At 70.2% G+C, this 25438-nt stretch carries 23 protein-coding genes; 9 read left to right on the forward strand and 14 right to left on the reverse strand.

Annotated elements, in window-relative coordinates:
- Positions 1 to 149 precede the first annotated feature (149 nt).
- The 5 genes from OG230_RS18315 to OG230_RS18335 all read left to right on the forward strand — a co-directional run bounded on the left by OG230_RS18315 (position 150) and on the right by OG230_RS18335 (position 4732).
- Positions 150 to 1196, forward strand: coding sequence for an ABC transporter ATP-binding protein (locus OG230_RS18315; protein ID WP_443051329.1), 1047 nt, complete (start codon positions 150 to 152; stop codon positions 1194 to 1196).
- The gene (locus OG230_RS18320) at positions 1196 to 2104 is read left to right on the forward strand and encodes an ABC transporter permease (RefSeq protein WP_328904812.1); all 909 of its coding nucleotides are present in this window, start codon (positions 1196 to 1198) and stop codon (positions 2102 to 2104) included. The genes OG230_RS18315 and OG230_RS18320 overlap by 1 nt, the downstream gene beginning before the upstream one ends.
- Positions 2101 to 3012, forward strand: coding sequence for an ABC transporter ATP-binding protein (locus OG230_RS18325; RefSeq protein WP_328904813.1), 912 nt, complete (start codon positions 2101 to 2103; stop codon positions 3010 to 3012). The genes OG230_RS18320 and OG230_RS18325 overlap by 4 nt, the downstream gene beginning before the upstream one ends.
- A gap of 30 nt (positions 3013 to 3042) precedes the next feature.
- Complete coding sequence (locus tag OG230_RS18330; RefSeq protein WP_328904814.1) at positions 3043 to 3762, forward strand: ABC transporter permease; 720 nt, start codon at positions 3043 to 3045, stop codon at positions 3760 to 3762.
- A 289-nt stretch (positions 3763 to 4051) separates the two neighbouring features.
- The gene (locus tag OG230_RS18335) at positions 4052 to 4732 is read left to right on the forward strand and encodes a hypothetical protein (protein ID WP_328904815.1); all 681 of its coding nucleotides are present in this window, start codon (positions 4052 to 4054) and stop codon (positions 4730 to 4732) included.
- A gap of 69 nt (positions 4733 to 4801) precedes the next feature.
- On the opposite strand, the gene OG230_RS18340 is transcribed toward OG230_RS18335, so the two are convergent.
- From OG230_RS18340 to OG230_RS18380, 9 genes are all read right to left on the reverse strand, one after another.
- A complete protein-coding gene (locus OG230_RS18340) occupies positions 4802 to 5617 on the reverse strand; it encodes an HAD family hydrolase (RefSeq protein ID WP_328904816.1) in 816 nt (271 codons plus the stop codon).
- Positions 5614 to 6903, reverse strand: coding sequence for a serine--tRNA ligase (gene serS / locus OG230_RS18345; protein WP_328904817.1), 1290 nt, complete (start codon positions 6901 to 6903; stop codon positions 5614 to 5616). Before serS ends, OG230_RS18340 begins: the two co-directional genes overlap by 4 nt.
- Positions 6904 to 7530: 627 nt before the next feature.
- Complete coding sequence (gene pheA / locus OG230_RS18350; protein WP_328904818.1) at positions 7531 to 8466, reverse strand: prephenate dehydratase; 936 nt, start codon at positions 8464 to 8466, stop codon at positions 7531 to 7533.
- Positions 8467 to 8529: 63 nt separating this feature from the next.
- On the reverse strand, positions 8530 to 9876 hold the full coding sequence (gene efeB, locus OG230_RS18355) for an iron uptake transporter deferrochelatase/peroxidase subunit (RefSeq protein WP_443051330.1): 1347 nt from the start codon (positions 9874 to 9876) through the stop codon (positions 8530 to 8532).
- Between the two features lie 5 nt (positions 9877 to 9881).
- On the reverse strand, positions 9882 to 11822 hold the full coding sequence (locus OG230_RS18360) for a copper resistance CopC/CopD family protein (protein WP_328904819.1): 1941 nt from the start codon (positions 11820 to 11822) through the stop codon (positions 9882 to 9884).
- A gap of 14 nt (positions 11823 to 11836) precedes the next feature.
- On the reverse strand, positions 11837 to 12283 hold the full coding sequence (locus tag OG230_RS18365) for a copper chaperone PCu(A)C (RefSeq protein ID WP_328904820.1): 447 nt from the start codon (positions 12281 to 12283) through the stop codon (positions 11837 to 11839).
- Positions 12280 to 12915 (reverse strand): SCO family protein, encoded by a 636-nt coding sequence (locus tag OG230_RS18370; RefSeq protein WP_443051595.1) that lies wholly within the window; start codon positions 12913 to 12915, stop codon positions 12280 to 12282. Before OG230_RS18370 ends, OG230_RS18365 begins: the two co-directional genes overlap by 4 nt.
- 62 nt (positions 12916 to 12977) lie before the next feature.
- Positions 12978 to 13727: a YcnI family copper-binding membrane protein gene (locus tag OG230_RS18375; RefSeq protein WP_328904822.1), complete on the reverse strand. Its 750-nt coding sequence runs from the start codon at positions 13725 to 13727 to the stop codon at positions 12978 to 12980.
- Between the two features lie 123 nt (positions 13728 to 13850).
- Positions 13851 to 14681, reverse strand: coding sequence for a hypothetical protein (locus OG230_RS18380; RefSeq protein WP_328904823.1), 831 nt, complete (start codon positions 14679 to 14681; stop codon positions 13851 to 13853).
- Positions 14682 to 14918: 237 nt separating this feature from the next.
- On the opposite strand from OG230_RS18380, the gene OG230_RS18385 reads away from it, so the two are divergent.
- Positions 14919 to 15482, forward strand: coding sequence for an ATP-binding protein (locus OG230_RS18385; protein ID WP_328904824.1), 564 nt, complete (start codon positions 14919 to 14921; stop codon positions 15480 to 15482).
- 48 nt (positions 15483 to 15530) lie between these two features.
- Here the strand turns inward: OG230_RS18385 and OG230_RS18390 are convergent, their stop codons facing one another.
- Both OG230_RS18390 and OG230_RS18395 read right to left on the reverse strand, forming a co-directional pair.
- Entirely contained in the window at positions 15531 to 17009 is a 1479-nt protein-coding gene (locus tag OG230_RS18390; RefSeq protein WP_328904825.1) for an aminopeptidase P family protein, read from the reverse strand.
- Positions 17010 to 17179: 170 nt separating this feature from the next.
- Positions 17180 to 18664 (reverse strand): PP2C family protein-serine/threonine phosphatase, encoded by a 1485-nt coding sequence (locus OG230_RS18395; RefSeq protein ID WP_328904826.1) that lies wholly within the window; start codon positions 18662 to 18664, stop codon positions 17180 to 17182.
- A gap of 532 nt (positions 18665 to 19196) precedes the next feature.
- On the opposite strand from OG230_RS18395, the gene OG230_RS18400 reads away from it, so the two are divergent.
- Positions 19197 to 19880, forward strand: a complete 684-nt coding sequence (locus OG230_RS18400; protein ID WP_328904827.1) for a bifunctional DNA primase/polymerase — start codon at positions 19197 to 19199, stop codon at positions 19878 to 19880.
- A gap of 219 nt (positions 19881 to 20099) precedes the next feature.
- Positions 20100 to 20777, forward strand: coding sequence for a hypothetical protein (locus tag OG230_RS18405; protein WP_328904828.1), 678 nt, complete (start codon positions 20100 to 20102; stop codon positions 20775 to 20777).
- Positions 20778 to 21041: 264 nt separating this feature from the next.
- Here the strand turns inward: OG230_RS18405 and OG230_RS18410 are convergent, their stop codons facing one another.
- From OG230_RS18410 to OG230_RS18420, 3 genes are all read right to left on the reverse strand, one after another.
- Positions 21042 to 22007, reverse strand: a complete 966-nt coding sequence (locus OG230_RS18410) for a DUF5926 family protein (protein ID WP_328904829.1) — start codon at positions 22005 to 22007, stop codon at positions 21042 to 21044.
- Between the two features lie 189 nt (positions 22008 to 22196).
- Positions 22197 to 22652, reverse strand: a complete 456-nt coding sequence (locus tag OG230_RS18415) for an ATP-binding protein (protein ID WP_443051331.1) — start codon at positions 22650 to 22652, stop codon at positions 22197 to 22199.
- 228 nt (positions 22653 to 22880) lie between these two features.
- Positions 22881 to 23708, reverse strand: coding sequence for a glycerophosphodiester phosphodiesterase (locus tag OG230_RS18420; protein ID WP_328904830.1), 828 nt, complete (start codon positions 23706 to 23708; stop codon positions 22881 to 22883).
- Positions 23709 to 23917: 209 nt separating this feature from the next.
- Here OG230_RS18420 and OG230_RS18425 point away from each other — a divergent pair, with 209 nt between their 5' ends.
- Complete coding sequence (locus OG230_RS18425) at positions 23918 to 25414, forward strand: S1C family serine protease (protein ID WP_328904831.1); 1497 nt, start codon at positions 23918 to 23920, stop codon at positions 25412 to 25414.
- Positions 25415 to 25438: the final 24 nt, after the last annotated feature.

Raw genomic sequence — 25438 nt, forward strand, 5'->3', positions numbered from 1 at the left:
GCGGCTACGTCAAGGGGTGCGCGGAGACCTGTGGACAACTTCGGGCGCGGCCCGGACCGGAGCCGTGAACTCCTCCCCTGTGGGGTCCCCCTACGGGTCCGTACGCCTGGAGTCTGACGGCGATCCAGCCGCCAGGTCTGACGACCGAAGTGGTCCACGCCACTACCGTCGAACCCGTGACTGTGATCGTGACCGAAAGCCTGAGCAAGCGGTTCCCCCGGGTGACCGCGCTTGACCGGCTCACCCTGGACATCGGACCCGGTGTAACCGGCCTGGTGGGTTCCAACGGGGCCGGCAAGTCCACCTTGATCAAGATCCTGCTGGGTCTGTCCCCCGCCACCGAAGGCCGGGCCGCGGTTCTCGGGCTGGACGTCGCCACCAGTGGCGCCGCCATCCGGGAGCGCGTCGGGTACATGCCCGAGCACGACTGCCTGCCGCCGGACGTGTCGGCGACGGAGTTCGTCGTGCACATGGCCCGGATGTCCGGCCTGCCTCCCACGGCGGCGCGCGAGCGCACCGCCGACACGCTGCGCCACGTCGGTCTGTACGAGGAGCGCTACCGGCCCATCGGTGGCTACTCGACCGGTATGAAGCAGCGCGTGAAGCTGGCCCAGGCACTCGTCCACGACCCGCAGCTGGTCCTGCTCGACGAGCCGACCAACGGCCTGGACCCCGTCGGCCGGGACGAGATGCTCGGCCTGATCCGCCGCATCCACACCGAGTTCGGCATCTCCGTGCTCGTCACCTCCCACCTCCTGGGCGAACTCGAGCGCACCTGCGACCACGTGGTCGTCGTCGACGGCGGCACCCTGCTGCGGTCGAGCTCCACCAGCGACTTCACGCAGACGACCACGACCCTCGCGGTCGAGGTCACCGACAGCGACACCCACCCCGACGGCACCGACGCGCTGCGCAAGGTCCTCACCGGGGCCGGCGTCACCCTGGTCGGCCTCGACGGCGTCGACGCGGAGGGGCTGCCCGGTGCGGGCCACATCCTCCTGGTCGAGGCGACCGGCGAGGAGACCTACGACATCGTCCGCGACAGCGTCGCCGGGCTCGGACTCGGCCTCGTACGGATGGAACAGCGGCGCCACCACATCGCCGAGGTCTTCCGTACCGAAGAGGCACCGGCGGCGGACCGGGCGGCACAGACCGCGTCCGCCGGCGCCGTGACGCAGAAGGGGAGCGGTTCGTGATGAGCACCGACACCGGGGCCGTTGCCGGGAGCGACAGCTCCCGGATCCACAACATCGGGTACCGCTCCTACGACGGTCCGCGCCTGGGCCGCGCCTACGCGCGCCGCTCGCTCTTCTCGCAGTCCCTCAGGGGCTCGTTCGGCCTCGGCCGTTCCGCGAAGTCCAAGGTGCTGCCGATGCTGCTGTGCGGGGTGATGTGCCTGGTCGCGCTGATCATCGTCGCGGTCGCCATCGCCACGCCCAATATGACGAAACTGCCCATCAAGTACACGGCGTTCGCGATCTACCTCCAGGCGGTGATCGGACTCTTCATCGCCGCCCAGGCACCGCAGTCCGTCTCCAGGGACCTGCGGTTCAAGAGCATCCCCCTGTACTTCTCACGCCCGATCGAACGCGGCGACTACGTGGTCGCCAAGTACGCGGCCATGGCCTCCGCGCTGTTCATCCTCACCGCCACGCCGCTGGTCATCCTGTACGCGGGCTCGCTGCTCGCGAAGTTCGACTTCGCCGACCAGACCAAGGGGTTCGGGCAGGGACTGGTGTCGGTGGCGCTGCTGTCGGTCCTGTTCGCCGGCCTCGGACTGGTGATGGCCGCCCTCACCCCGCGCCGCGGCTTCGGCGTCGCGGCGGTGATCGCCGTACTGACCATCTCCTACGGGGCGGTCTCCACGGTCCAGGCCATCGCCTGGGAGACGGGGTCCGGCGACGCGGTGCCGGGGCTGGGGCTCTTCTCGCCGATCACACTGATCGACGGTGTCCAGACCGCGTTCCTCGGTGCCACCTCGGCCTTCCCCGGAGGGGAAGGCCCGGGCGCCGGTGCCGGAGTGGCGTATCTGATCGTTGTTCTCGCGCTCGTCGCCGGCTCGTACGCCGTGCTGATGCGCCGCTACCGGAAGGTCGGGCTGTGACCACCATCGAGATCGACCACACCTCGCGCTGGTTCGGCAACGTGGTCGCCGTGAACGACGTCAGCATGACGGTGGGTCCGGGGGTCACGGGTCTGCTCGGCCCCAACGGCGCCGGAAAGTCCACGCTGATCAACATGATGGCCGGGTTCCTCGCCCCGTCGACGGGCAAGGTCACGCTCGACGGCAGGACGATCTGGCGCAACGAGGCGGTCTACAAGGAGATCGGCATCGTCCCCGAGCGGGAGGGGATGTACGACTTCCTGACCGGCCGCGAGTTCGTCGTCGCCAACGCCGAACTGCAGGGCCTCGGCGACGAGGCGGCGCGCAAGGCCCTGGCCACCGTCGAGATGGAGCACGCGCAGGACCGGAAGATCTCGACGTACAGCAAGGGCATGCGCCAGCGCGTGAAGATGGCGTCCGCGCTGGTCCACGAGCCGTCCGTGCTGCTGCTCGACGAGCCGTTCAACGGGATGGACCCGCGTCAGCGCATGCAGCTGATGGAACTGCTGCGGCGGATGGGAGCGGAGGGCCGTACGGTCCTGTTCTCGTCGCACATCCTCGAAGAGGTCGAGCAACTGGCCTCGCACATCGAGGTGATCGTGGCCGGGCGGCACGCCGCATCCGGCGACTTCCGGCGCATCCGCCGGCTGATGACGGACCGGCCGCACCGCTATCTCGTACGGTCCAGCGACGACCGGGCGCTCGCCGCCGCGCTCATCGCCGACCCGTCCACCGCGGGCATCGAGGTCGACCTGAGCGAACGGGCCCTGCGGATCCAGGCCGTCGACTTCGGGCGCTTCACCGCGCTGCTGCCGCAGGTGGCACGCGAACACGGCATCCGGCTGCTGACCGTTTCGCCTTCCGACGAGTCCCTCGAATCGGTCTTTTCCTATCTCGTAGCGGCCTGAGTAGTGGCCTGAAAGGAGCTGTGAAGCGTCATGTACGACCCCACAGTCGCTCGGCTCACCTACCGGGCCCTGCTCGGCCGGCGCCGGGCTGCCATTCTGTTCATCCTGCCGGTGCTGCTGGTGGTCATCGCCGTCGCGGTACGGGCGTTCGCCGGGGCGGACGACCAGGTCGCGGCCAACGTGCTGGGCGGTTTCGCCATCGCCACGATGGTTCCGCTCATCGGCGTCATCGCGGGGACCGGGGCGATCGGGCCGGAGATCGATGACGGTTCGATCGTCTACCTCCTGGCCAAGCCGGTGAAGCGTCCGACGATCATCGTCACGAAGCTGATCGTGGCCATCGCCGTGACGATGGTGTTCTCCGCGCTGCCGACCCTGCTCGCGGGCCTGATCCTCAATGGCAACGGCCAGCAGATCGCGGTGGCCTACACGATCGCGGCGCTGGTCGCCTCGATCGCGTACAGCGCGCTGTTCCTGCTGCTCGGCACGGTCAGCCGGCACGCCGTCGTCTTCGGCCTGGTGTACGCCCTCATCTGGGAAGCGCTCTTCGGCAGCCTGGTGCCGGGCGCGCGGACGCTCAGTGTGCAGCAGTGGTCCCTCGCGGTCGCCGAGAAGGTGGGCGCGGAGGGTGCGATCACCTCGGATGTCGGGCTGCCCCTGGCGACACTGCTGCTGGCGGGGATCACGGTCGCCGCCACCTGGTACGCGGGCCAGAAGCTGAGGGCCCTGAAGCTCGCCGGCGAGGAGTGAGCCGGTCCGCCCCTGCGCGGTACGACCCCCGTCCGATGGGCGGGGGTCGTTCTGTGTCCTATGAACGGACAGTTGTACGCGTAACCGTACGTTTATCGGCTCGTTGGCCAGGGTGCGTGGAGGCAGTGGGGATCTGTGGCGTCGAGCTTTCGTGAATGCGGGGATCGCCGACACCGGTGGGGCAGTGCCGGCCGGGTCGGTCATTGAGTGAGTGGCAACCGTGAGCGTCCTCCACCCCTGAAGCCCGGGGACAGGGCCGTCCATCGCCGTTCCCGCGAAAGGGATGACCATGCCCACGGAAGTCGCACTGCTCGAATCACGCGCCCTGCGCGTCGAGCGGATGGGGCGCGTCGACGCCCTCGACAAGGTCAAGAGCCTTGTCATGCTCCCGGACGGAATTCACGTCCGTACCGAGGATGTCGCGCGCTACTTCGAGGTATCCACAGAGGCCGTGAAGAAGGTGACCCAGCGCCACCGAGCCGAGATGGAGGAGAACGGTCTCAGGCTCCTGCGCGGCGCTGACCTGCGAGCCTTCCATAGGGACATGGTGTCCCTATGGAGAGGCGAGGAGGGTGGGAGTTATCCACAGGCGGTCACTCAGCTCACGCTCTACACCCGCAGAACCGTACTCAACGTCGCCATGCTTCTTCGCGACAGCGACATCGCGCGGTGCGTCCGTACGTACCTGCTCGACGCCGAGGAGGAGCTGAAGGTGGCGTACCGCTCGCTGGACCAGCGCGTCACCGGCATCGAGGGCTGCCTCGCCGGTGTCGGCAGCGCGCTCCAGGAGCTCGGGCCGGTGCTCGGCAGAATGTCGGAGCGGCTCGACAGTCTCGACCGGAAGCTGGACGTCACGTACCAGGTCGTCGGTGCCATCAGCGTCAGGCTCTCGGACGTCTCCCAGGGACTCGTCCGTATCGACACGCGCATGGACGGCCTCGCCCAGCAGCTGAAGGATCTGCGCGGCTGACCCGGTCCCGACCGTCGCAGCCCATGGGAATGCCGCCGGCCACAGGGACCGGCGGCATTCCCGCGAGGGTCAGGACCGGCCGGTCCTGAGGAGTTCCTCCAGCACCAGGGCGATGCCGTCGTGCTGGTTCGACGCGGTGATCTCGTGGGCGACGGCCTTGAGGTCGTCGTGCGCGTTCGCCATCGCCACACCGTGCTGGGCCCAGCCGAACATCGGGATGTCGTTCGGCATGTCGCCGAAAGCGAGCGTGTCCGCGGCCTTCACTCCGAGCCGACGGGCGGCCAGGGACAGCCCGGTCGCCTTGCTCAGCCCCAGAGGCAGGATCTCGACCACGCCCGGACCCGCCATGACGACGTCCACCAGACTGCCGACCACCTCGCGGGCGGCCTTCGCCAGTGCGTCGTCGCCGAGCTCCGGATGCTGGATGTAGACCTTGTTCAGCGGGGCGGCCCACATCTCGGCGGCATCGTCCACGAACACGGCGGGCAGCGGTCCCTCCTGCACCCGGTAACCGGGTCCGACCAGCACCTCGCCGTCGAGTCCGTCACGGCTGGCGGCCAGCGCCAGCGGACCGACCTCCGCCTCGACCTTGGACAGCGCGAGACCGGCGAGCTGCCGGTCCAGGGTGAGCGAGGTCAGCAGCTTGTGCTCACCGGCGTGGTAGACCTGCGCGCCCTGGCCGCAGACCGCGAGGCCCTCGTAACCCAGGTCGTCCAGGATGTGCCGGGTCCACGGGACCGCGCGCCCGGTGACGATGATGTGCGCCGCGCCGGCCGCTGTGGCTGCGGCCAGCGCCTCGCGCGTGCGCTCCGAGACCGTGTCGTCGTCACGCAGCAGCGTGCCGTCGAGGTCGGTCGCGATGAGCTTGTACGGGAAGGTCGTCACTTGGAGACCGGCTCCAGAACCTCACGCCCGCCGAGGTACGGACGCAGTACCTCGGGTACCCGCACCGAACCGTCGGCGAGCTGGTGGTTCTCCAGGATCGCCACGATGGTGCGGGGTACGGCGCAGAGCGTGCCGTTCAGCGTGGCGAGCGGCTGGAGCACCTTCTTGCCGTCGCGGCTGTCGCGCATCCGGACGGAGAGGCGGCGCGCCTGGAAACCGTCGCAGTTCGAGGCGGAGGTCAGCTCGCGGTACTTGCCCTGCGTGGGAATCCACGCCTCGCAGTCGAACTTCCGGGAGGCGGAGGCCCCCAGGTCGCCCGAGGCGACATCGATCACCTGGAAGGGCAGCTCCAGCGCGGTGAGCCACTGCTTCTCCCAGTCGAGGAGACGCCGGTGCTCGGCCTCGGCGTCCGCCGGATCGACGTACGAGAACATCTCGACCTTGTCGAACTGGTGGACGCGGAAGATGCCGCGGGTGTCCTTGCCGTACGTGCCGGCCTCGCGGCGGAAGCAGGGCGAGAAGCCCGCGTACCGCAGCGGCAGCTTGTCGGCCTCGATGATCTCGTCCATGTGGTACGCGGCGAGGGGCACCTCGGACGTGCCGACCAGGTAGAAGTCGTCCTTCTCCAGGTGGTAGACGTCCGCGGACGCCTGGCCCAGGAAGCCGGTGCCCTCCATGGCGCGCGGGCGGACCAGCGCGGGGGTCAGCATCGGGATGAAGCCGGCCTCGGTGGCCTGCGCGATCGCGGCGTTGACCAGCGCGAGTTCCAGGAGCGCGCCGATACCCGTCAGGTAGTAGAAGCGCGAACCGGAAACCTTGGCTCCGCGCTCCATGTCGATGGCGCCCAGCGCCTCGCCGAGCTCCAGGTGGTCCTTCGGGGCGAAGCCCTCGGCGCCGAAGTCGCGGATGGTGCCGTGCGTTTCGAGGACGACGAAGTCCTCCTCGCCGCCGACCGGCACGTCCTCGTGGACGATGTTGCCGAGCTGGAGCAGCAGCCGCTTGGCGTCGGCGTCGGCCTCGTCCTGAGCGGCGTCGGCCGCCTTGACTTCGGCCTTGAGCTGATCGGCCTTCTTGAGCAGCTCGGCACGCTCGTCCGGGGATGCCTTGGGGATCAGCTTGCCGAGCGACTTCTGCTCGGAGCGGAGTTCGTCGAAGCGGACGCCGGACGACCTGCGCAGCTCGTCGGCGGAGAGAAGGGCGTCGACGAGCGCGACGTCCTCTCCACGGGCGCGCTGGGAGGCGCGAACACGGTCGGGGTCCTCACGGAGCAGGCGAAGGTCAATCACCCCTCAAGGCTACCGGTGTGGGGTTCCCCCGCTCGAACCGATATCGATGAGCGTGTCACTTTGCCCGAATTGCCGGAATTGATAATCCTGGAGGGAATCGCTGGGCCGGGCATCGGCGAAGTGGTCAATAAACGAGCGCATTCCCCCGAAAAGGGTTCAAGTGGTCCGCGCCGCTTGACGCACCGGGCCTGCGCGGGGCGGGAGTTGGGGACGGGGTTCCGATGTTGTCCACAGGGGGGTGCGGTTCGATTTAGTTATCCACAGGCTGTGAGGAAGATCTGTGGACACCGGAAGAGATCGTTCCGAAAGCCACATGAAGGCTCATGGATTCCCCGTTCAAACGCGGTTCACACACTCATTCGGGTGGGAATTCGATGCTCTAAAGAGTTGATCAATGCAATTGGGGTGACACGCGATGACCTGGGGCTCTGTGGACGGATCTGATGCCACTGAGCCGATTTGTCGACCATGTCGCATTACGGTGTCGACTTGTCCCCAGGTCGAGACGTCGGCCTGTGGATAACTCTGTGGGTAAATGAAAATCTGCAGGTAGGACCGGTGGGCAACGCACAGGACGCCCCTGGCCGGAGCGCCGCCGGGGCCCGGCTCAGCCGGGCCGGTGCTGCCTCAGACCCGGCCGTCCTGGCTCCGTGCCAGCCAGTCGGACGCCTCGGTGAAGTCGGTGTCCGAGGTCCCGGTACGCAGCGCGCGTACGTCCTCGGTCGTCACTCCGGCCCGCGGATACGAACCCAGGAACCGCACGTTCGGGCAGATGCGCTTGAGCCCCATCAGCGCCTCACCGACCCGCCGGTCCGCGATATGTCCCTCTGCGTCCACGGCGAAGCAGTAGTTGCCGATGCCCTCCCCGGTCGGCCGGGACTGGATCAGCATCAGGTTCACCCCGCGCACCGCGAACTCCTGGAGGAGTTCGAGCAGCGCGCCCGGGTGGTCGTCGCCCAGCCAGATGACCACGGAGGTCTTGTCCGCGCCGGTCGGTGCCGACGGCCGGGCCGGGCGGCCCACCAGGACGAAGCGTGTCTGGGCGTTCTCGGCGTCGTGGATCTCCGTGACCAGCGGTTCCAGGCCGTAGGTCGCCGCGGCGAACTCCCCGGCGAAAGCGGCGTCGTACCGCCCCTCCTGGACCAGCCGCGCACCATCGGCGTTGGAGGCGGCCGACTCCCACACGGCCTTCGGGAGGTGGGCCGCCATCCAGTTGCGTACCTGCGGCTGCGCGGCCGGGTGCGCGGTGACCGTCTTGATGTCGGTGAGCTTGGTCCCCGGACGCACCAGCAGCGCGAAGGTGATGGAGAGCAGCACCTCGCGGTAGATCATGAGCGGTTCGCCGGTGGTCAGCTCGTCGAGCGTCGCGGTGATCCCGCCCTCGACGGAGTTCTCGATGGGTACGAGGGCCGCCGCCGCTTCGCCGCTGCGCACCGCGTCCAGGGCCGCCGGTACGGAGACCATCGGGACGAGCTCGCGGGTGGCCGCTTCCGGGAGCGTACGGAGGGCGACCTCGGTGAAGGTGCCTTCGGGGCCGAGATAGGCGTAGCGCGTGGCTGACATACGGTCACCCTAATGCGCCCTGCGCGAGGGGCCGCGCCGTCTCAGGATGCGGCCGGGCGGGCGTCAGGACTCCAGCAGTCGCTGTCCCACGTACTCACCCTTCGCCGCACCGCCCGGCACCGCGAAGACTCCGCTCGCCTCGTGCCGGATGAACGGCGAGAGCGCGTCTCCCCGGTCGAGCTTGCGCTGCACCGGCACGAAGCCCCGGAAGGGGTCCGCCTGCCAGCAGACGAAGAGGAGCCCGGCGTCCGGGGTGCCGTCCGCCGCGATGCCGTCGTGGTACGAGAAGGGGCGCCGCAGCATCGCCGCGCCGCCGTTCTTCTCGGGGGAGGAGATCCGGGCATGGGCGTTGTCGGGGATCACCAGGCGGCCGTCCGGGCCTGCCTTGTCGAGGTCCATCCCGGTCGTCTCCGTGCCGCCGCTGAGCGGGGCGCCGTCCGCCTTGCGGCGCCCGATGACCCTCTCCTGCCGGTCCACCGTGAGCTTCTCCCAGTCGTCGAGGAGCATCCTGATGCGCCGTACGACGGCGTACGAGCCGCCCGCCATCCAGTCGAACGCCGGTCCGGAGTCGGCTGAGGCGGTGCCGGTCCCCGCGCCCGACGGTACGAAGATCCGCTGGTCGAAACCGCTGTCGGACGGCTTCGGATTTCCGGTGCCGTCGATCTGCCCCATCAGATTGCGCGCGGTTCTCGGGCGGTCGGTGGCGCCCGGAGTGCGGTTGAAGCCGCTCATCTGCCAGCGCACCCGGGCCGTCGTGGCGGCGTCCTTCTGGAGGGCGCGCAGCGCGTGGAAGGCGACGAGCGCGTCGTCCGCACCGATCTGCACCCAGAGGTCACCGTTGGAGCGCTTGGCGTCGAGGTGGTCGGAGGAGAACGGCGGCAGCGGGTCGAGGGCGGTGGGCCGACGGCCGGTCAGGCCCGTACGTTCGAAGAAGGTGCGGCCGAAGCCGAAGGTGACCGTCAGCGAGGAGGGCCCGGCGTCCAGGGCGATCCCGGTGTCGTGGTCCGCGCCGTCTCCGTCCACCGCCGGCCGGCCCGCCATCAGCCGCTCGGCCGTGGCCGACCAGCGGCGCATCAGCGCGGCGGCCTCCTTGCGTCCCGCACCGGGTGCCAGGTCGAAGGCGATCAGATGGCCGTGGGCCTGAAGCGGAGCGGTGATCCCCGCTTGATGTTTCCCGTGAAACATCGCGCGGGTCGATCCGACAGTGGTCAGCGCGGCCGGATCGTCGGGGCGGGTGGCGGCGTATCCCGCGGCGCCGCCCGCCGCGCCCAGCACGAGGCCCGTCGCTCCGGCGGCTCCGGCGGTGCCGAGCAGCCGCCGCCGGGAGACGGCACCGGCCGGAGCAGCGGCACCCGTGCCGGAGCCGTTCCTCGCGGCCTTCGGGGTGGCGTCCTTCATGTTCTTGCTCAACGTGCTCAGCCGATCCTGACGTTCTTGTCGATGGTCGTCTGGTCGATGTCCGACGTCCGCACCGTCACGGAGACCGTCCACTCGCCGGCCATCGGGACCTGGATGCCGTCGGCCGTCCAGTGGCCGTCGGCGAGGTGGTCGGGGACGACCGGCAGCGGACCGATGTCCTTGGACTTCAGCGTGAGCGCCACCTTCACCTCGGGGACGTCCAGCGGCCGGCCGTTCGCTCCGTCGACCCAGATGTGGAGCTGGTTGGCACCGATGCGCGCGGGGTCGATGTCCATCCGCACGGTCCCCTTGCCGTTCCGGCCGCCGGTGTCGAACGGCATGCTCAGGTTGATCGGGGTTCCGGGAGCCGGAACGCTCGTCGCGGCCGGGCCGCGGGAGGCTTCCTCCTCGGTACGCCCCGGCTCGGTGGAGGTCAGCACGGTCGTTACCGCGAGGAGGACGACGGCGATGCCCGCCTCCGTCAGTACCGAGCGGCGCAGGCCTGAGCGGTCCGGGTCGGCATCGCGGACGCGCTTCTCCTTCGTGGCCGTCAGGGCGGCACGCTGGCGGGCGAGCTGCGCGGCCCGTTCGGGGTCGACGGCCTCCGCGTCGGCGCCCACCGCGACCGCGACGGGCTCGCCGTCGTCGTCTCCGGCCTCGGCGTCCGTCGCCACGGCCTCGGCCGCTCCGGTGCTCTCCGCCAGCCGGGAGGTCCACCGGCGGGAGATCCAGGCGACACCGACGAGGACGGCCACCAGGGCCACCTTGACGAGCAGGAGCTGGCCGTACCGGGTGCCGGTCAGCGCGGACCAGGAGCCGACCTGGCGCCAGGACTGGTAGATCCCGGTCGCGGTGAGGACGACCACGCTGCCGAACGCCACGCGGGAGAAGCGCTGTACGACGGAGCTCTCGACGCCGGGCGTCCGGTACAGGGCGACCAGCAGGGCGGCGAGACCTCCGAGCCAGGTGGCGACGGCCAGCAGGTGCAGGACGTCGACCGGCATGGCGATGCCCGGCTGGATGCCGGTCGACGCGTGTTCCGCGAGGGCCCAGGTGCCGGCGATCCCGGCGGCGACGACCGTGCCGCCGATGGCGAGGCCGAAGGTGAGGTCCTTCTGCTCCGTCTCGTCCTCGCGCTTGGCGTACCCGCCGAACAGGACGGCGATGAAGAGGGCGGCGGCCCCGAGCAGCAGCAGCCGGGAGACCAGTGCGGCGCCCGGCTTGGTGTCGAGCACGGCTTGCAGACCGTTGAGGTCGAAGGCGTCCGAGAGCTTGCCGGAACCGGTGTACGGGCTGCGCAGGAGCAGCATGATCAAAGTGGCGGCGGTCAGGGTGATCCAGCCGCGCACGACGAGGCGTTGCAGCGGGCGTTCGGCTGCTCCGCGCCGCCAGCAGGCGAGTACGAACGCGGCGCCACCGGCCAGCAGGACGAATCCGGCGTACGCGGCGTAGCGCGCGATGCCGTAGAGGGTGCCGACCAGGCCGCCGCCGGCTCCGCCGGAGGGAAGCGCGACGGTCGTTTCCGAGGGGGCGCCGATGGAGAACGTGAAGGCGCCCGAGATCGGGTGGCTGTCCGCGGAGACGGCCTGCCAGGCCACGGTGTAGGTGCCGTCGGGCAGACCCGCGAGGAGCCGGACGCCGTACTCAACGGCGCCTCCGCTCCCCAGCTCGCGGGGCGCACCGGCGTCCGCCCGGCGGCCGTCGGGGTCGAGGACGCGGATCGAGTCCTTGCCCATGGCGATCTGCTCGGAGAAGCTGAGCGAGACCTCCTTGGGAGCGGTGTCGACCACCGCCCCGTCCTGCGGGTTGCTCCCGGTGAGGGCGGCGTGCGCGGACGCGGGGCTCGCGCCCGCCAGCACCAGGCCGAACAGCAGGCTGATCAGCGTGGCGAGGAACGCGACGGCGGCGAGCGGCCGGCGTATCGGGTGCGGCCCGAAGTGCGGGGCGGTGGCTGTCATGGGGTGTCAGTCCCTCACTGCTTCTTCGGGTTGTGGGTGGTCTCCTTCACGGGAACGTCGACCTTGATGGGGCCGGCCTTCTCGAAGTGCAGCTCCAGGGAGACCTTCTCGCCCTGCTTCGGTCGCTGCTTGAGCTTCATGAACATGATGTGGTTGCCACCGCGTTCGAGATCCAGTTCGCCGCCGGCGGGCACTTCGAAGGAACTGACCATGCGCATGGTCTGGTTCCTCGTCTCGTGGATCGTGACGTCGTCCGAGAGCGGACTGGTCACGGAGGTCAGCCGGTCGGCGGCGTCCCCGCTGTTCTGCACGACGAGGAAGCCGGCCGCCATGTCGCTGATGGGCTGCGGCATGAAGGCGCCGACCACCTTCAGCTCCGGCTCGCTGCCGGCGGAACAGCCCGCCAGCGCCAGGCCCGTGGTGAGGGCCAGGACGCCGGCGAGGGCGGTGCGGCGGTTCACGGAGTCGCTCCCGTGATGAGCTTCGGGAGGTCCTTCGCGTAGTCGTCGGACGTGGTGTCCTCGCCGTACAGCACGTACCCCTTGTCGGTCTTCGGCGAGAACGCGACCACCTGGGCGCCGTGCATCGAGACGACCGTGCCGTCCTTCTCCACCTTCGGCGGGTCGATGCCGATGCCGATCTGCCGGGCGCCCGCCTGGATGGTCGGGAAGTCGCCCGTGAGTCCGGTGAAGGCGGGGTCCTGGGCCTTGAGCCAACTGCCCAGGGACGACGGGGTGTCGCGTTCGGGGTCGGTGGTGACGAAGACGACCTGGAGCTTGTCCTGGTCGGCCTTGGGCAGGGCGCGCTTGGCGAGCGCGATGTTGCTCATGGTCAGCGGGCAGACGTCGGGGCAGTTGGTGTAGCCGAAGTAGATGAGTGTCGGCTTGCCCTTGGTCTCCTCGCGGAGGTCGTACTTCTTGCCGTGGGTGTCGGTGAGGACGAGGTTCGGCTTGGTGAAGGGCTGGTCGAGTACGGTCGCGGCCTTGGTGCTGGTGTCGGCGGAGACGTCCGCGACGGGCTTCGCGGAGTCCGCGTCACTGCCGCAGGCCGACAGGGTCAGTGCCGCCGCGGCGGCGAGCGCCGCGGCGAGCATCGTCTTCTTGGTGCGCATGGAGAATTGTTTCCTGGTCTGTGGTGCGGGTGCTGCTTTGGGCGTCAGGCGGTGCGGCGGCGTCCCGCGAGGACGCCGAACGCGACACCCGCGATACCGATGACGATGCCGACGACGCCCAGGATCCGGGCGGTGCCGTCGCTGCTGTCGGCCGAGGCGGAGGGCGAGGCGGAGTCCGCCTTCGTGTCCTTCGCGGCCTTGTCGTCCGTGGCGTGGTCGCTCTTGTCGTCGGCGGCGGCAGCACCGTGCGCGTCGGCGGACGCAGCGGTCAGCTTGAGGACGGGGGCCGGGCTCTCGGGCTCTTCGCCGCCCTCGACGGGCTCCTCGATCCAGCGGACGACTTCCTTGTTGTCGTACGTCTGGAGGGCCTTGAAGACGAGCTGGTCGGCGTCCTCGGGGAGCTGGCCGACCGAGAGCGGGAACTGCTGGAAGTAGCCCGGCTCGATCTTGCTGCCGTCCGAGGTCCAGGTGACCTTCGAAACGGCTTCGGTGATCTTCTTGCCGTGCACGTCGAGGGGCTTGTCGAGCTTGCTCTTGTCGACCTTGATCTTCCAGCCGGGCACGGCCTGCGGGCTGACCGAGGACAGCGGGTGCTCGGCCGGGAAGTTCACTTCGAGCTTCACCGTCGAGGCGTCGTCGCGCTCGTTGGGGACCTTGAAGTTGATGGTGGCGTAGCTGCCCTTGGCGGCCTCGCCCTGCGGCTGGACGCTGACGTGAGCGGCGGCGGGGCCGGCGAGCAGCAGGACGGTGGAAGCGGCGACGCCGCCCGCGATGGCGATGCGTGAAACGTTCATGGCAGGGATCTCCACAGGCAGAAGGAAAAGGTGGTCCGGCGCGCTGGTGCGCGACGGCATCGCGACACCTTTTCCCCGGGTGATCCGGGCCGCGCCGAAGAGATCCGGGCGAAGGGTGTCGCGTCAGGCCGCGTGTACGTATACGGCGGGAGGCCCGCGCCTGATCACCATGTGCTGCAACGGATCCCCGGCGGCGGGCGCGAGCGCGTCGACGGCCGTGCGGGGGATGTGGGGCCCGGTCGTCCGTCGCCCGGGAAGGCCCGCGAGCAGGGTGCGTACGAGCGAGAGCGCGACGCGCAGGGACCGCAGCCGGGCGCCCGCCGCGAGTTCCTGGGCGCCGTGCACCGAGAGCCGGGTGAGGCCGAACAGGGCGACCTCGCCGCGGCGCAGCAGCCAGCCGGTGACCAGGGCGGCCAGGAGGTGCCCGAGGATCATGGGCAGGCTCGGCAGCGTCCCGGACGATCCGGCGAGTCCGGCGAGGCCGGTCAGCGCGGTCGGGTCGGCCGTCGCGAGGTGTGCGTGGTCCTGCGCCAGGCTTGCCGGGTCGATGCCCGCGGTGGTGACGACGCGGTGGGCCTCGGCCGCGTTCAGCCGGGCCGGCCCCTCGCCGCACAGCAGTCCGGCGGCGAAGCGGATGACCGCGTCGTTGTCCGTCCCGGCCGCGGTACCTGCCGCGGATTCCGTGCCGTGGGTGCCGAGTCCGAAGAGGACGTGCAGCGCGAGCTGTCCGCCGGTGAGGGCGGCGGCGATCGACGGGAGCGACCTTTCGCGCCCGGCGAGCGGCAGCACGAGCGCGAAGATCCCGAGGAAACCGGCGAGCAGTGTCCACCAGGGGACGGCCGCGCACGAGGCGAGTGCGTGTCCTGCCGCGGACAGCACGACGCAGACCGCGGTGAACACCGCGGCCCTCATGAGCCGCAGACCGGCTCCGGCGCGTGCGACGGGCATAGACATGGCCGGGTCATCATCGCACTGCGTACCGGGGCCGCGTCAGGCAGGTCCGGAAGGTCGGTTTCCTTCGGCATGGGCGGCTGTTGTGCCTGTTCGGGTGGGCTGGGGCGGCCGGACATAGCCGGTATGCGGAACATTCGCATCCGCCGAATGAGTGCCGTCACAGCCGATCTGTGCTTACGAAGGGCTCTGCGCGGCAATACGTATCGGTATGTCGAGCCGCAGCCAGGAGGCTGGAGCATGAGCATGTGGTGGTCACTCCATTTGCGGCGCGAAGCTGCGAGCGTTCCGCTCGCCCGTCGTTTTCTGCTCGGCACCATGGAAACCGCAGGGGTCGATCCGGACATCTCCTACGACTTGTCGGTAGCGCTCAGCGAAGCCTGTGCGAACGCCGTCGAGCACGGCGGGGACCGATGGGACGCCCCCGATACCGAGGGTGCCGGTGATATGTCGGGGCCCCGCCCCGTGCAGGGCGGACCCTCCGGGCAGTACCGGGTCACCGCTTATCTGGACGGCGAGAAATGCCGTATCGAAGTCGCCGATTCGGGGCCCGGTTTCCCCGCCCGGCGCACGCTTCGCACCGCCGCACAACCGGCCGTGGAACCCCCGGCCGCGGCACAGTCGCCCGCCCCGTGTCCGTCCGCCGGGCAGCCGCCCGTCACGGCGGAGAGCGGACGGGGCCTCGGTCTGATCGAGGAGCTCGCCGATCACGTCCATTTCGCCAACCGGCCGGGCCGGGGCGCGGTCGTGAGCTTCGACAAGGTCCTGAAATGGCGGAAGGGCGCGCTGCTCATGGTGTCCTGAGCAGCGCGCCCTCCGGCGCGGGGTACGACGGTCCGTCGCCCTGCGGGGTCAGCCCTTGAGCCGGGCCATCCACGCCTCGACGTCGTCGGCACGACGCGGCAGCTGGTCGGACAGGTTCCGGTTGCCGTCCTCGGTGACGAGGATGTCGTCCTCGATCCGGACGCCGATGCCGCGGTACTCCTCGGGCACGGTCAGGTCGTCGGCCTGGAAGTACAGACCGGGCTCGACCGTGAGGCACACGCCGGGCTCCAGGACGCCGTTGACGTACGCCTCGGTGCGGGCGGCGGCGCAGTCGTGGACGTCCATGCCGAGCATGTGACCGGTGCCGTGCAGGGTCCAGCGGCGCTGGAGGCCGAGCTCCAGGACCTTGTCCACGGACAGGTCGCCGAGCAGGCCCCACTCGACCAGCTTCTCGGTGAGCACGCGCTGCGCGGCGTCGTGGAAGTCGCGGTAGTCGGCGCCGGGCTTGACGGCCGCGATGCCGGCTTCCTGCGCCTCGTACACCGCGTCGTAGATCTTCCGCTGGAGCGGCGTGAACGTGCCGCTGATGGGAAGAGTGCGCGTCACATCGGCGGTGTAGAGGTCGTTGGTCTCCACTCCGGCGTCGAGCAGCAGCAGTTCGCCGGAGCGGACGGCGCCGTCGTTGCGGACCCAGTGCAGGGTGGTGGCGTGCGGTCCGGCCGCGCAGATCGAGCCGTAGCCGATGTCGTTGCCCTCGATGCGGGCGCGGAGGAAGAACGTGCCCTCGATGTAACGCTCGCTCGTCGCCTCGGCCTTGTCGAGGACCTTCACGACGTCCTCGAAGCCGCGGGCGGTGATCTCGCACGCCTTCTGCAGCTCCGCGATCTCGAAGGCGTCCTTCACCAGGCGGGCCTCGGAGAGGTAGACGCGCAGTTCCTCGTCGCGCTCCGCGGTGACCTTGTCGGTGAGGGCGGACTCGATGCCGGCGTCGTGCCCGCGGACGTTGCGCACCGGTCCGGTGGCCTCGGTCAGCGCGGCCGGGAGCTCACGGACGTCCTTCGCCGGTATGCCCAGCATCTGCTCGGCCTCGGAGAGCGAGTGGCGGCGGCCGACCCACAGCTCGCCCTGGCCGTTGAGCCAGAACTCGCCGTTCTCGCGGTCGGACCGGGGCAGGAGGTAGATCGTCGCCTCGTGCCCCGCCTCGCCGGCGCCCTTCGGCTCCAGGACCAGGACGCTGTCGTGGGTCTGGTCACCGGTGAGGTACGCGTACTCGGTCGACGCACGGAAGGCGTACTCGGTGTCGTTCGAACGGGTCTTGAGGTTGCCCGAGGGAATGACCAGGCGCTCGCCGGGGAAGCGCGCGGACAGCGCGGCGCGGCGGTCAGCGGTGTGCTCGGCCTGGGCGATCGGCTCCAGACCGTGCAGCTCGGTGTCGGCCCAGCCGGACTTCATGTTCTCGGCGAGCTCATCGGAAATGCCCGGGTACAGGCCGTTCTTCCGCTGCTTGATCGGCTCTGCTTCTTCGGTCTCCGGCTCCGGGTTCTCCGGGGTGAGCTCCTCAGACACGATTTGTCTCTCCTTGATACGACACTGGACCACTCCCCATCGTACGGGCGTACGGAAGGGGGTCCAGGGTCGGAAGACCTCTTACATGGGCGGCGCGCCGACCGAGCGGCGGCGGCTGCGTCCGGCGGCGGGCCGCGGTGCTCACTCCCGGTGCCCGCCCGTGGCGGCGGTCAGTCGAAACGGGCGGCCAGGATCACGACGTCCTCGGTGCCGTCGCCCTGGTCGAGGCCCTCGGGCAGCATCGCCCGCAGTACGTGGTCGGCGATCGCTCCCGGGTCGTGGCGGGCGGCCTTCGGTACGCAGGCCGCAGCCGAGTGCAGCCGGGCGAACGCCCGGTCCATCGCGTCGCCGGTGCGGCGCAGGAGCCCGTCGGTGTAGAGGAGCACGGTCTCGCCCGGTTCGGGGGTGAACTCCACGCTCGGAGCCTCCCAGCAGGCGAGCATCCCGAGGGGCGCGGACAGTGTGGTCTCCACGAACTCGGTGCGGCGCTCGCCGATCACCAGGGGCGGGCTGTGCCCGGCGCCGGCCAGCAGGATCTTGCGGCGGGCGGGCTCGCAGTACGCGAAGAGCGCGGTCGCGGCCTTGGCGGGCTCGGTCAGCCGCAGCAGCAGTTCCAGGTCGGAGAGTACGGCGACGGGGTCCTCGCCCTCCATCACGGCGTACGCCCGCAGACTCGCCCGGAGCCGGCCCATGGTGGCGAGTGCGCCGGGTCCGGAGCCGCCGACCGACCCGACGGCGAGGCCGAGCGCGCTGTCCGGCAGCGGCAGTGCGTCGTACCAGTCGCCGCCGCCCTGGGGCGCGGGCCGGTGGCGGGCGGCCAGTTGGACGCCGGGGACGCGGGGCAGCCTGCTGGGCAGGAGTTCCTCGGCCAGGGTCGCCACGTCGGCCCTGGCCCGTTCGAGTTCCAGCAGCCTGGCCAGGTGCTCCGTGGCGTACCGGATGTAGAGGCCGATGAGGTGGCGCTGCCGTTCCAGCGGTTCGGCAGGTTCGTCGTAGAGCCAGACGGCCGCACCGAGCCGGCCCGCCGCCTCGGTGGCGAGCGGCACGGCGTAGCTCGCGGCGTAGCCGAGCCGGGCGGCGACCTCGCGGTGGCGCGGGTCGAGACTCTTGTCGCCGAACAGATCGGGGCTCGTCAGCGGAGCCTGGGCGTCCGGGAGCCCGTCGAGGATGCGGCCGTACGAGGTGGCGCTGCGCGGCACGGTCTCGATGTGTCCGAGCTCCGCATGGGCGAGTCCGAGGCCGACGGTGGTGGACGGGCCGCCCGCGGCCGGTTCGAGGACGAGGAGTCCGCGACGGGCGCCGACGAGGGCGGCTCCGGCGTCCAGCAGCTCGCGAAGAGCGTGGTCGAGGGTATGCGTTCTGGCCAGGCGCTCGGTCAGCTCGTGCAGCGTCGTGAGATCGGACACCCAGGACGCCAGACGGTCCTGGAGGAAGGCGCCCGGGGCTGCCGGGACGCCCGTCAGGGGCGCTGGAGTGTGCGTTGAAACAGGAACCATGGGATCGATTCCAGCCACTTTCGGCAGGTGAGGGGCGCTCATGGGAGCCAGCTTTCCGACCGGTGCGATTCGTCGAATAGCATCGCAAACCCCCATGTCATTCTGCGCCGCTATCAATGCATCCACATGTACACGCACAAGTAAGGCGATGTCCAGCATTGTCCTCGCGGGATTTGTGGTGTCTGTGTGACAGTTAAGTTGGCTAAAAAATGCACCTATGGCAGTTATTTGCGGTCGACTGGGTGTGCTCGACAGGGGGTGCTCTCGGGGTGAAGTGCCCGAGGGAGCGTCATCCAGGGCATGCTGGGTACGTAATCGGTGATGACCAGCGGCAGTTGTGATCGCCCTGGAACCTGGCAGCGGGCCCGTACGTCTTTATCGACGACGGCCGCGCCCCCACCCCCGAGTGGCGGGGCTTGCACCAGGGACGGCAAGCGTGAAGCGCGCGCCGCCTCCGCCACGTATTGGCTGGACTCGGCTCAGCACGGCTCGGCTCAACTCGGCTCGGTTCGACTCAGCTCCATTTCTGCTCGGTTCCACTCTGCTCGGCTCGGCTCACGCTCGGTACCGATGGCTTGCCCGTACCGCAGATTCGATGAGCATGTACGCACAGTGAAGAGACACGCGCGTGGTGTAACGCCCACGTGGTGTCATGTGGACCTCGGCGTTCAACGGAAAGGAACGAGCGCTCATGCGCGAGATCCTCGGAAGGCGACGCAGGCTCCGGCTCCGGCGCAAGGGACGGCCCGCACAGCTCGACGCGGCGCTGACCTGTGCCACCGCATGGCAGTGGCCCGTGCTGCCCGGAGCGGGACTGGCGGCGGCCGGCATACGCGGTGACCGCGGGCGTGGCTGCGCCTGCCCCGACCCCGAGTGCGCCGTGCCCGGCGCACACCCCTTCGATCCCGGCCTCCTGGCCGCGACCACCGACGAACGCATGGTGCGGTGGTGGTGGACCAACAGGCCGGCGGCCCCGGTCATGCTGGCCACCGGCGGACGTGCGCCGTGCGCGCTCAGCCTGCCCGCCGTCGCGGGTGCCCGTGCGCTGACGGCACTCGACATGATGGGCATGCGGCTCGGCCCGGTGGTGGCGACCCCGACGCGGTGGTCGCTGCTGGTGGCCCCGTACACCCTGGAGCGCCTCGGCGAACTGCTTCACGCCAAGGACTGGGTGCCCAGCTCCCTGCGTTTCCACGGCGAGGGCGGCTACCTCGTCCTTCCTCCGTCGGAGATCGGCACGGGGCAGGTCCGGTGGGAGCGCGCCCCGTCGTCCCCGAAGGCCGCACCCTGGCTTCCCGACGTGGAAGCGGTACTGGACGCGCTCGTCGAGGCGAGCACCGGTGCTCCGGACGGCGGTAGCCGACTCGCCTACTGACGGACCGGCAGCGGTCCGGACCACGGACTGTCAGCACGGCGGCGGAGGACGGGCGCAGTGACGGACGGGCGGCGCGGGACGGCGGTCGGCTCACTCGTACGAGTGTGAGCCGACCCGAGTTCTGCGGTAAATGGGCGCGCAGGACCCGGCCGCCCGTATTCCGTCGATATCGTCGGTACACCGTCAGAATTTCGCGCCCGGTTGGCAGGTGAGGCCACGATGAATCTCCGTATGGCCGGTCTCTCGGCAGCGGTGCTGTTCACCGTTCTGCTTCCGCTGGCCGCTTCCGCGGTGACTTCGGGCGCGCCTGATTCCGTATCGTCCGATGCCAAATCCGGTGGGTCGCTACTTTCTGATGGCCTTTCCGTAGAACATGGCGAAGAGAGCGAAGCGGAACGCGCCGGAGAAATGCCCGAAGAGCGTCCGGCGGACGGCTCGGCGGAAGGCTTGACGGAGCGTGCGGACGGAATTTCGCCGGAGAACATTTCTCCACCCGGACTTCTGTCCGAAAGTGGGCGGCCCGGCGGGGCCGGTGGCACCGGTGCGCCTGCTGCCCGGTGCGGCCCCGAGCTCACCTCCCCCGAAGGCGTCGAGGCGCAGACCTGTGTGATGGCGCAGGGGCGCGAAGTCTGGGCCCGTACCTACTACCGCAACACGACCGGTGAGCAACTGCGGTCGTTCCTCACGCTGATGGGGCCGGGCGGGCGGGCCGTCGAGCTGCGCTGCGAGGTGGCGGCGCACGACGAGCCGGGCGTCTGCGAGACACCCCGCGCACCGGCGCACGGAGCGACCGGTGCCTATACGGCAGTGGCGGAGTACGCGGCGGGCGGGGCGGCGGACGAGGTCCCGCTGCTTCTGCGGACCGGCAGCAACCCGGTTTCCCCGTCCTCGGATTGAGGATCCCGGCCGGTCGGCTGCCGGGGCGGTCCGGCTCTGCTGCGAGGCGATCCGGAGGGGTGTCGCGGGCCGTGTCGTACGGGCCCGGAAATGAGGATGCCCGGTCGCTGGCGACGGGGGATGCACCAGCGACCGGGCTTCCAGAACGGTAACAAGAGATCTGCCGTTCGCAAATTCGATCTCGCCTATTCGGACAGCGATTTACTCGCGAGTACGGTCGCTGTGACGCGAGTCACCGAGCCGCCCCGCGGGCACTCGTCACTGTCAGCTGAGCGTCACTTGGCGGTTGGTGAGCCCGCCGCGCGCCCGGCGCTCCTCGGGGGTGAGCGGAGCGTCCGAAGCGAGTGCTTCCGCGAGCCGCTCGGCAAGCTGCTCGGCAGGCTTCTCGCACTCCTCGGCACCCATCGTCCGCGGCAGGTCCCAGACCGGAACCATCAGTCCGTGGGCCCGGAAGGAGCCGACCAGACGGGTGTCCTCGCCGAGCGAGGACGTCCCGGCCGCGTGCAGCCGGGCGAGCGCGTCGAGGAGCTGCTCCTCGGGGTGCGGCATGACCCAGCGCAGGTGGTTCTTCTCCGGGGTCTCGCACCAGTACGCGGCGTCCACGCCGGAGAGCAGCGTGGTCGGGATCGCGGCGTCGTTGGCACGCTCCAGGGAGGCGGACACCTCGGGCGTGGCGTTCTCCGCGTCCGGAACCCAGAACTCGAACCCGGAGTGGACGACCGGGTCGAACGGAGCGTTGGGGTCGAGCAGGTCCTGGAGGCGCGGGCCGTCGGCCGGAACGCGCCGGGCGGCGACCGGCGTACCCGGCTCCGCCTCCAGCGCCCGCTGCAGGGTGTCCGCGAGGTCGCGGCTCAGGTCGCCCGACGAGGTGTCGTTCTGCAGGGCGAGCAGGACGGAACCGTCGTCGCGGCGCAGTGCGGGCCAGGCCATGGGCAGCACGGTCGCGAGCGTCACGGACGGCACGCCCTCGGGCAGTCCGCCCTTCAGCGTCAGTTCGACGGTGGCGGCGGGCACCAGCTCGCGCAGGGCGACCCAGTCGCACTCGCCGGAAAGCCCCTCGAAGGGGCGCTGGACCAGTTCGGTCACGGCCTGGGCGGCGGCGCGTCCGTGACACGCCTTGTAACGGCGGCCCGAACCGCACGGGCAGGGCTCGCGGGCCCCGACGACCGGGATCTCACCATCCTTGAGCTGCTGCTTCCCGGCCTTGGTCTGAGGGCGCTTCTTGGCCATGGTGGGCATTCTCCCGATTGCGACAGTGCGGTCTCGGCCGCGAGCCTAGCCGCCTGTGCCGCTGCCCGGGCACACATGCCCGCCACGGTCCGTGCGCGCTCCGGCCGGCCGGGCCGGTGCCCGAGGTCCGTCGTGCCGTCCGTGGCGGCCGGGCGGGTATGGCGTGCGGGCCGGTGCGGCGTCCGCCCGTCACCCCGCGTCGGCGAAGCCGAGGCCGTCGAGTCCGCCCAGCTCGTCCAGTCCGTCGAGCCCGTGGAGCGGGTCCGAGCCCCCGGGGCCGCGCTCGGCCGCGTCGGGCTCCTGGGCGACCTGGGCCCAGACGGTGACCTCACCCGAGGAGTCGTCGCGTACGCCCCACTCCTGGGCGAGAGCGCTGATGATGTTGAGCCCGCGACCGCCCCGTGCGGTCACCGACGGTGTGGCCGGGACCGGCCGGGTCGGTCCGCCGCCGTCCGTCACTTCGACGGTCAGCTCGCCCGTTCCGTCGACGCGCCATGCGGCGCGGACATCGCCGTCACCCACTTCTGTGTGTTGTCCCAGCGGCCTGCCGTGCCGGCAGGCGTTGCTGAGAAGTTCGGAAAGGATCAGAACAGCGTCGTCGACGACCGCGTCCGAGACCCCGTTGCTGCGAAGCTGCTCGCGCATACGGTGCCGCGCCTGCCCCACGCCCGCAGGGCCATGGGGTACGGCCATGCTCGACGACGTGGGCACTTCCTGTGCCACCACCAACGCCACCCCCGGACCTCCTATCCCCACGCCACGGATTGGATGCCCCACTGGACTGGACCGGAAACCGGCCAAAGGTCTGCCAGTGACGCACTCGTAACGATCGGATACGGAACGAATGCGCCGGTGTACTCCCCGTAACAGATGTTAAGGACGACCCAGTTGGGACAGGACCTGCTTTGGGCGATTGGTGATGATTGCCTCGACTCCGAGGCGTGCGCAGAGCTCCACGTCCTCCGGTTCGTTCACCGTCCAGACGTGCACGCGGTGGCCCGCGCGGTGCAGCCGGTCGATGTAGCCGGGGTGACTGCGTACGATCCGCATCCCCGGACCGGCGATCCGGGCACCCGCCGGAAGCCGCGCGTCGCGGAGCCTCGGGGTGACGAACTGCATCAGATAGACGGTCGGCAGCGTGGGTGCGGCGGCCTGGACGCGGTGCAGGGAGCGCGCCGAGAAACTCATGATGCGGATCGGTGAGGGTCCCTCGGCCGGCGGATCGTCCAGACCGAAGCGCTTGAGCAGGTGCAGCAACCGCTCCTCGACCTGCCCCGCCCAGCGGGTGGGGTGCTTGGTCTCGATGGCCAGCTGAAGGGGCCGCCCGGCCGCACGCGTCTCGACGACGAGTTCGAGGAGGCGTTCCAGCGTGAGTACGGAGGTGAGCTCGCCCGGCGCCGGGTCCCAGTCCGGGGACTCCTCGCGGTCCTTCCAGGAACCGAAGTCGAGGGCCGCGAGCGCGGAGAGCTCCAGGGCGGAGACGGCGCCGCGGCCGTTGGACGTGCGGTTCACCCGGCGGTCGTGGACACAGACGAGGTGTCCGTCCGCGGTGAGCCGCACATCGCATTCCAGGGCGTCGGCGCCGTCCTCGATCGCCTTCCGGTAGGCGGCCAGGGTGTGCTCGGGTGCGTCGTCCGAGGCCCCGCGGTGGGCGATGACCTGGATCGGGGTGCGGATGGTGTGCTGGCGTGCGTCGGTCACCGCGTCATGGTGTCACCGGTCGGCGACAGGCGCGCGCATCTTATAAAGGCAGACATAAAGGGAGACCGTTTTGCCTGATGTAAAGATTGGTGTGCGGATGCACAGGTCCTGCTTACAGTGGCCTGACGTGCTGTGGGAAAAGCTGACCGCAGACACGTGCACAGCGGATCTCTTGCCGAAGACCGAGTGGAACCGAGGAGTAAAGAGCTGTGAGCACCGAGAACGAGGGCAACGAGGGCACTGCGGTTCCGGCCGTACCGCCTGTTCCGTCCACACCTCCAGTGCCGCCGGCCGCTGCTCCCGAGGGCATGCCCCCGTCCGCGGCGGCCCCGGCCGTTCCTGCTGAAGCACCGACGGCGCCCGCGCCCGACGTCGCGCCCGCACCTGTTTCCGATGCGGCTCCCGGGAACCAGCCGCACGACACCTTCCAGCAGCCCTATCAGCAGCCGAGCCAGGAGTCGTACCAGGAGCCCGCGGGCGCGGGTGGCTGGCCGCCGCCCCCTCCGGCGATCCCCTCCTACGCCGGCGGCGGCGACTCGGGTCAGGGCTGGGGCGCTCCGGCGCCCGCCGACCCCGAGCGCCCGCGCAAGCGGCGCGCGAGCGGTCTGGTCGCCGCGGTGGCCGTGGCGGCGCTGGTCGCCGGCGGTGTCGGCGGAGCCCTCGGCTACTGGGTGGCCGACCGGAACGACACGAATTCCGCCACCGGCTCGACCACGGTCGCGGCCTCGAACAGCCCGAAGGACTTCAAGCGGGCCGAGGGCACGGTCGCCGGCGTCGCGGCGAAGGCGCTGCCCAGCGTCGTCACGATCGACGCCCAGAGCGGTGACGGCGAGGGCGGCTCCGGCACCGGCTTCGTGTACGACAAGGAAGGCCACATCCTCACGAACAACCACGTGGTGGCCTCCGCGGCGGACAGCGGCCAGCTGACGGCGACGTTCTCCAACGGCAAGAAGTACGACGCCGAGGTCGTCGGCCGCGCCCAGGGCTACGACGTGGCCGTGCTGAAGCTGAAGAACGCGCCGGAGGGGCTCACCCCGCTGGCCCTCGGCGACTCGGACCAGGTCGCCGTCGGCGACTCGACGATCGCGATCGGCGCGCCGTTCGGTCTGTCCAACACGGTCACCACGGGCATCATCAGCGCCAAGAACCGCCCGGTCGCCTCCGGTGACGGATCCAGCAGCAAGAACTCGTACATGAGCGCCCTGCAGACCGACGCCTCCATCAACCCGGGCAACTCCGGTGGTCCGCTGCTCGACGCGGGCGGCGCGGTCATCGGCATCAACTCGGCCATCCAGTCGACCAGCGGCGGCGGCCAGTCCCAGGCGGGCTCGATCGGCCTCGGCTTCGCCATCCCGGTCAACCAGGCGAAGAACGTCGCCGAGCAGCTGATCAAGACGGGCGAGCCGGTCTACCCGGTGATCGGCGCGACGGTCACGATGGAGGAGACGACGGGCGGCGCGGTCATCTCGGAGGAGGGCGCGGGCGGCAGCCCGGCGGTCTCCCCGGACGGCCCGGCGGCCAAGGCGGGCCTCAAGGGGGGCGACGTGATCACGAAGTTCAACGACACCGTGATCGAGAGCGGCCCGACCCTGATCGGCGAGATCTGGACCCACAAGCCGGGCGACAAGGTCACGCTGACCTACAAGCGCGACGGCAAGACGGCAACGGCCGAACTCACCCTGGGCGAGCGCGAGGGCGACAGCTGACCGGCTAGGCTGTCCTTCGCGTCG

This window comes from Streptomyces sp. NBC_00234 (assembly GCF_036195325.1).
GTDB lineage: Bacteria > Actinomycetota > Actinomycetes > Streptomycetales > Streptomycetaceae > Streptomyces.